Here is a 6,449-nt window from a genome sequence, read left to right on the forward strand (position 1 = left end):
CGGCCGCTGCGCTGCTGCGCCAGGACACGGTAGCTGCCCGGCGCATGGCCGGGGTCGCGTGCCGGCACCTCGATCCAGCCGTCACCTGCGGTCCAGCATCCTGCCGCCGGCGTGCCCGCGCCCGCCGGCCAGTGCGCGCTGAACCACTGCCGGGTCAGTGCGTGCCGGTCCTTGAGCCCCGAATAGCTGACATCCTGCCGCTTCAGGCCCAGCCGTGCAGCCAGCTCGCCAGCGACGAAATCGGTATTGAGTCCGCGCTTCTCCACCCACAGCCAGAGATGCTCGCCGTCGCCGTCCGGCGCGAAGCCCAGCACCTCCTCGACCACGAAATCCTCCGGACCGGCCTTCAGCCGGGCCGTCGCGACCGGCTCGCCCCAGGGCGACGGGCAGTCCCCGGCGGTCAGCTCGGCCACAGCATCACCATGGCATGGGCCTCTATGCCCTCGCGGCGACCGACGAAGCCCAGCTGCTCGGTGGTGGTGGCCTTGACGCTGACCTGATCGACGGCCACGCCGAGGTCCTCGGCGATGCGCTCGCGCATGGCGAGGATGTGCGGCGCCAGCTTCGGACGCTCGGCCAGCACGGTGACATCGGCATTGCCGATCACGTAGCCGCGCGCGTGGATGAGGCCCGTGACATGGCGCAGCAGCACGCGGCTGTCCGCACCCTTGAAGGCTGCATCAGTGTCCGGGAAGTGCTTGCCGATGTCGCCCAGCGCGAGCGCGCCGAGCATCGCATCGGCCAGCGCGTGCAGGGCGACATCGCCATCCGAGTGCGCCACCAGGCCGCAGTCATGGGGAATGACGACCCCGCCGATGGTGACTTCCGTGCCCTCGCCGAAGCGGTGCACATCAATGCCGTGGCCCACCCGGGGCAGACGCGTGCTCATGTCGTGACTCCTGCCCGGAGCTGGGCCTGCAGCAAGGCCTCGGCCAGCGCCAGGTCATCGGGAAAGGTGATCTTGATATTGTCGGCGGCACCGGCGACCAGCAGCGGCCGCAGCCCCATACGCTCGATAGCGGCGGCCTCGTCGGTGACCAGCACGCCGGCCGCGCGCGCCTGCAACAGGGCATCACGCAGCAGGCCGAGGCGGAAAACCTGCGGCGTCAGGGCATGCCAGAGCTGCTCGCGCGGCACCGTGTCCAGCACCAGGCCAGAGGCATCGCCACGCTTCATGGTGTCGCGCACCGGGCTGGCGAGCAGACCGCCGACCGCCTGGCCATCCAGGGTCGTCAGCAGCAACCGGACATCCGCCGGGCGCAGCAGGGGTCGCGCCACGTCGTGGACCAGCACCCAGTCATCATCGACCGCGCCGGCCGCACGCAGCGCTTCGATGCCGGCCAGCACCGAGTCCATGCGCTCGCGCCCGCCGGCCACGAAACGCAGGCGCTCCGGCTGCGCGTAGGCGAGCCCGGTGGCCAGCTCGTCATCGGGCGCCACAGCGACCGCGACGGAAGCCAGCTCGGGCATGGCGGACAGCCGGTCCAGCGTGTGCTGCTGGATGCTGCGTCCGGCCAGGAGGAGATACTGCTTGGGAATGCCGGCACCAAAGCGCTTGCCGGCGCCGGCGGCGGGCACCACGGCATGACAGCGCATGTCAGCGCGGCTCCGCTGGCGACGGGTCAGCTGCGACCGGCGCGGCGGCTGCGGGCGTGGCAGGCCGGACCACGGAAGGCGTTGCCGGACGCACGGAGGACGCCGAGCCCGACAACGCCTTGCCTGTGACCAGGTAGAAGGTCTCGTCGTCGCGGATCAGGCCGAGGTCGAGTCGCGCACGCTCCTCGATGGCCTCGCGCCCGGTCTTGAGGTTGTTGACCTCGGCCTCCAGCACCTGGTTGCGCTGGCTCAGCTTGAGGTTCTCGGCCTGCTGCTCGGCCACCGCCCGCTTGAGGCGGTGGACGTCGAGAATGCCGCCCTCGCCGAACCAGAGGCTGACCTGCAGCACCAGGAAGATGCCGGCCGCCAGCCAGAGCAGCAAACGGCCGAGGCTGGAGGTCGGGGTCATGCTCAGTTCAGGCCCTTGAACTCGGCCTTGCCGCGGTACGGAGCGCTGTAGTCCAGTTCCTGCTCGATGCGCAGCAGCTGGTTGTACTTGGCCACGCGGTCGGAGCGGCACAGCGAGCCGGTCTTGATCTGGCCGGCGCCGGTGGCCACGGCCAGGTCGGCGATGGTGGCGTCTTCGGTTTCGCCCGAGCGGTGCGAGATCACCGTGGTGTAGCCGTTGGCCTTGGCCAGGTAGATGGCATCCAGCGTTTCGGTCAGCGAACCGATCTGGTTGAACTTGATCAGGATGGAGTTGCCGACCTTCTGGTCGATGCCCTTCTGCAGGATCTTCGGATTGGTCACGAACAGGTCGTCACCCACCAGCTGGATGCGGTGTCCCAGCTTCTCGGTGAGGATCTTCCAGCCATCCCAGTCGGACTCGTCGAGGCCGTCCTCGATGGAGATGATCGGGTAGCGGTCGCAGAGGCCGGCCAGGTAGTCGACGAACTCGGCGGAGGTGAAGGACTTGTTGCCCTCGCCTTCGAGCACGTACTTGCCGTCGTGGTAGAACTCGCTCGATGCGCAGTCCAGCGCCAGCATGACGTTCTCGCCCGCCTTGTAGCCGGCAATGCCGATCGCCTCGACGATGACCTGCAGCGCCTCTTCGTTGCTGCTCAGGTTCGGGGCGAAGCCGCCTTCGTCGCCGACGGCGGTGTTGAGCCCGCGCTTCTTCAGCACGCCCTTGAGGGCATGGAAGATCTCGGCGCCGCAGCGCAGGGCTTCGGCAAACGAGGTGAAGCCCACCGGCTCGATCATGAATTCCTGGATGTCGACGGTGTTGTCGGCGTGCTCGCCGCCGTTGATGATGTTCATCATCGGCACCGGCATGGTGAAGTGCGGTGCGCCGCGCAGCGCGGCGATGTAGGCGTACAGCGGCTGGCCCTTGGCCTGCGCGCCGGCCTTGGCGGCGGCCAGCGACACGGCGAGGATGGCGTTGGCGCCCAGCTTGGACTTGGTTTCGGTGCCGTCGAGGGCGATCATGGCGTGATCGAGATCGGCCTGGTCGAACACGCTGCGGCCGACCAGCAGCTCGCGGATCGGACCGTTGATGTTGGCCACGGCGTTGAGCACGCCCTTGCCGAGGTAGCGGCTCTTGTCGCCGTCACGCAGCTCCAGGGCCTCGCGCGAGCCGGTGGACGCGCCGCTGGGCGCGGTGGCACGGCCGATGATGCCGTTGTCCAGGATCACGTCGGCCTCGACCGTCGGATTGCCGCGGGAGTCCATGATTTCGCGTCCGCGAATATCGACGATCGTTGCCATGCTCATCTCTCCGTTTTCAGATATCGGTCCGCGCCCGCAGCGGCAGGCGCACAACAGTACAAAATCATCGCGCGCGGCCGGACACCGCGCGCAGGCCACACATCAGTGGGTGTCCAGCACCGGGAAGCTCTTGACCAGCTCGTCGACGGCCTTGACCTGCGACAGGAAGGCCTCGAGCTGCGACAGGCGCAGGGCGCAGGGACCGTCGCAGCGTGCGTTCTCGGGCTCCGGATGCGCCTCCAGGAACAGGCCGGCGAGCTTCTGCGACATGCCGGCCAGCGCCAGCTCGGTGACCTGGGCACGGCGGCCGCCGGCCGCGTTGGGCAGGCCGCCGGGCATCTGCAGCGAGTGGGTGACGTCGAAGAACACCGGGTACTCGAACTGCTTCATGATGCCGAAGCCGAGCATGTCCACCACCAGGTTGTTGTAGCCGAACGAGGAGCCGCGCTCGCACAGGATCAGCCGGTCGTTGCCGGCCTCCTCGCACTTCTTCAGGATGTGCTTCATTTCCTGCGGCGCGAGGAACTGGGCCTTCTTGATGTTGATGATGGCATCGGTCTTCGCCATGGCCGCCACCAGATCGGTCTGGCGCGACAGGAAGGCCGGCAGCTGGATGATGTCGGCGACTTCGGCCACCGGCGCCGCCTGGTGCGGCTCGTGGACATCGGTGATGACCGGCACGTTGAAGGTCTTCTTGATCTCCTCGAAGATCTTCAGGCCTTCATCCAGCCCGGGGCCGCGATAGGAATTGATCGACGAGCGGTTGGCCTTGTCGAACGAGGCCTTGAACACGTAAGGAATGCCGAGCTTCTCGGTGACCTTCACATAGGTCTCGCAGATCTGCAGCGCCAGGTCGCGCGACTCCAGCACGTTCATGCCGCCGAACAGCACGAAGGGCTTGTCGTTGCCGATCTCGATGTCGCGCAGCGTGATGATCTTTTGCGTCATGAACCGAATCCTTGTTTATGCCTGAATGAGAATGGGGATGAACACGCGAGTCAGCCCTGCTGACCGCTCTGCTTCAGCGCCGCAGCCACGAAGCCCGAGAACATCGGGTGGCCTTCGCGCGGCGAGCTGGTGAATTCCGGATGGAACTGGCAGGCCAGGAACCACGGATGATCCGGAATCTCGACCATTTCCACCAGCGACTTGTCGGCGCTTCGTCCGGAAATGCGCAGGCCGGCGGCCTCCAGCTGCGGCAGGTAACGGTTGTTGACCTCGTAGCGATGACGGTGGCGCTCGGTGACGCTGTCGGCACCGTAGGTGGCTCGCGCCAGCGTGTCCGGCTCGAGGTGGCAGAGCTGGGCGCCCAGGCGCATGGTGCCGCCCAGATCGGAATTGGCATCGCGGCGCTCGATCTCGCCGGTCTCGGTCTGCCACTCGGTGATCAGGCCGATCACCGGATGCGCGCAGCCCGGCTTCAGCTCGCTGGAGTTGGCATCCTGCAGGCCGGCGACATGACGGGCGTACTCGATCACCGCGACCTGCATGCCGAGGCAGATGCCCAGGTAGGGAATGCCGTTCTCGCGGGCATGGCGCACCGTGGCGATCTTGCCCTCGGTGCCGCGGTCGCCGAAGCCGCCCGGCACGAGAATGCCGTCGACGCCGGCCAGCAGCGCCGTGCCCTGCTGCTCGACCGACTCGGCGTCGATGTAGCGGATGCGCACCTTGGTCTTGTTCCCGATGCCGGCGTGCAGCAGCGCCTCGTTGACCGACTTGTAGGCATCGACCAGTTCGACGTACTTGCCGACCATGGCAATGGTGACTTCGCGCCCCGGGTTGAGCAGACCGTCGACCACGGCGTCCCAGTCGGCCAGATCGGCCTCCGGCGCGCTCAGGCCCAGACGCTCGACGACGAAGTCATCCAGCCCCTGCTCCTGGAAGCGGCGCGGGATCTCGTAGATCGTGCGGGCGTCCTGCGCGATGATGACCGCACGCTCCTCGACATTGGTGAACAGCGAGATCTTGCGCTTGGAGTCCTCCGGCACCGGATGCTCGGAGCGGCAGATCAGGATGTCCGGCTGCAGGCCGATCGAGCGCAGCTCCTTGACCGAATGCTGGGTCGGCTTGGTCTTCAGCTCGCCGGCCGAGGCGATGTAGGGAATCAGGGTCAGGTGCATGAGCAGCGAGCCCTGGTAGCCGAGCTCGATGCGCAGCTGGCGCACGGCTTCCATGAACGGCTGCGATTCGATGTCGCCGGCGGTGCCGCCGATCTCGACGATGGCGATGTCGTGCCCGCGCGCACCGTCACGCACGCGCTGCTTGGTGGCATCGGTGATGTGCGGAATGACCTGCACGGTGCCGCCCAGGTAGTCGCCGCGGCGCTCCTTCTGCAGCACATCGAGATAGATGCGGCCGGAGGTGAAGTTGTTCTTCTTGGTCATCTTGCCGTGACGCAGGAAGCGCTCGTAGTAGCCGAGGTCGAGGTCGGTCTCGGCGCCGTCGGCGGTGACGAACACCTCGCCGTGCTGATACGGGCTCATGGTGCCCGGATCGACGTTGATGTACGGGTCCATCTTGATCAGCGTGACCGACAGGCCGCGTGCCTCCAGCAGGGCAGCCAGCGAGGCGGCAGAAATGCCCTTGCCAAGGGATGACACCACACCACCGGTGACAAAAATGAATTTGGTCATGAAGAATCCAGACAGCTTGCGTGATCACGGCGTGCCGCGGGAAAACGGGCACTAAGACGGGAGAGGATATTACCACGCGCGACGATGGGCTGGGAGACCGGAAAGCTGGTGGCGCGATCAGTCGACCGGCGGATGCCGGACAGCACCAGGTCCATCACCGGGCCTAGCGCAAAAAACAACAGGGAGCACGAGGCTCCCTGTTGTTCTCTTCATGGTGCTGATGAGCGCCCGGAGGCGCTCGCCGGCATCAGAAGTTGTGCTGCAGACCCAAGCCGAACACGTTGGTGTCCACGTCGGTGGCACCGGTGTCGGCATTGTAGGCGGTGTAGAAGGCGAAGACATTGGTCGTCTTGGCCAGCGCATAGTCGACACCCACAGAGGTCTGGGTCAGGTCGACATCGGAGAAGCCCGAGCGCTCGAGGGTGCTCTGACCGTGCTGCAGCTTGGCCGTCCAGCTCTTGCCGAACTTCTGTGCAGCACTGACGATGAAGCCCTTCTCTTCGGGATTGCCGT

8 protein-coding genes are annotated in these 6,449 nt (G+C 66.6%); all 8 read right to left on the minus strand.

Going from position 1 to position 6,449, the window contains the following annotated elements:
- Window positions 1-413: tRNA pseudouridine(13) synthase TruD (truD, locus tag C5O18_RS05135; protein ID WP_241146747.1), on the minus strand; the 413-nt coding region annotated here is incomplete at its 3' end.
- Window positions 401-889: a 2-C-methyl-D-erythritol 2,4-cyclodiphosphate synthase gene (ispF, locus tag C5O18_RS05140; RefSeq protein ID WP_105192045.1), complete on the minus strand. Its 489-nt coding sequence runs from the start codon at window positions 887-889 to the stop codon at window positions 401-403. The genes truD and ispF, both read right to left, overlap by 13 nt.
- Window positions 886-1,596, minus strand: coding sequence for a 2-C-methyl-D-erythritol 4-phosphate cytidylyltransferase (ispD, locus tag C5O18_RS05145; protein WP_105192047.1), 711 nt, complete (start codon window positions 1,594-1,596; stop codon window positions 886-888). Before ispD ends, ispF begins: the two co-directional genes overlap by 4 nt.
- A 1-nt stretch (window position 1,597) precedes the next feature.
- Window positions 1,598-2,005, minus strand: a complete 408-nt coding sequence (gene ftsB / locus C5O18_RS05150; protein WP_206389734.1) for a cell division protein FtsB — start codon at window positions 2,003-2,005, stop codon at window positions 1,598-1,600.
- Window positions 2,006-2,007: 2 nt separating this feature from the next.
- Window positions 2,008-3,303: a phosphopyruvate hydratase gene (gene eno, locus C5O18_RS05155; protein WP_105192049.1), complete on the minus strand. Its 1,296-nt coding sequence runs from the start codon at window positions 3,301-3,303 to the stop codon at window positions 2,008-2,010.
- Window positions 3,304-3,405: 102 nt separating this feature from the next.
- Window positions 3,406-4,251 carry a 3-deoxy-8-phosphooctulonate synthase gene (gene kdsA / locus C5O18_RS05160; protein ID WP_105192051.1) on the minus strand — a complete coding sequence of 282 codons (846 nt, stop codon included), beginning with the start codon at window positions 4,249-4,251 and terminating at the stop codon, window positions 3,406-3,408.
- Between the two features lie 50 nt (window positions 4,252-4,301).
- Window positions 4,302-5,936: a CTP synthase gene (locus C5O18_RS05165; protein ID WP_105192053.1), complete on the minus strand. Its 1,635-nt coding sequence runs from the start codon at window positions 5,934-5,936 to the stop codon at window positions 4,302-4,304.
- Between the two features lie 247 nt (window positions 5,937-6,183).
- A partial coding sequence (locus C5O18_RS10395; RefSeq protein ID WP_206389735.1) for a porin family protein occupies window positions 6,184-6,449 on the minus strand: 266 nt, incomplete at its 5' end.

Source organism: Amnimonas aquatica (assembly GCF_002943415.1).
Lineage (GTDB): Bacteria > Pseudomonadota > Gammaproteobacteria > Pseudomonadales > Moraxellaceae > Perlucidibaca > Perlucidibaca aquatica_A.

Coding starts and splice junctions, on each gene's coding strand:
- ispF (WP_105192045.1), bottom strand. CDS start 889: ATGAGCACGCGTCTGCCCCGGGTGGGCCACGGCATTGATGTGCACCGC.
- ispD (WP_105192047.1), bottom strand. CDS start 1,596: ATGCGCTGTCATGCCGTGGTGCCCGCCGCCGGCGCCGGCAAGCGCTTT.
- ftsB (WP_206389734.1), bottom strand. CDS start 2,005: ATGACCCCGACCTCCAGCCTCGGCCGTTTGCTGCTCTGGCTGGCGGCC.
- eno (WP_105192049.1), bottom strand. CDS start 3,303: ATGGCAACGATCGTCGATATTCGCGGACGCGAAATCATGGACTCCCGC.
- kdsA (WP_105192051.1), bottom strand. CDS start 4,251: ATGACGCAAAAGATCATCACGCTGCGCGACATCGAGATCGGCAACGAC.
- C5O18_RS05165 (WP_105192053.1), bottom strand. CDS start 5,936: ATGACCAAATTCATTTTTGTCACCGGTGGTGTGGTGTCATCCCTTGGC.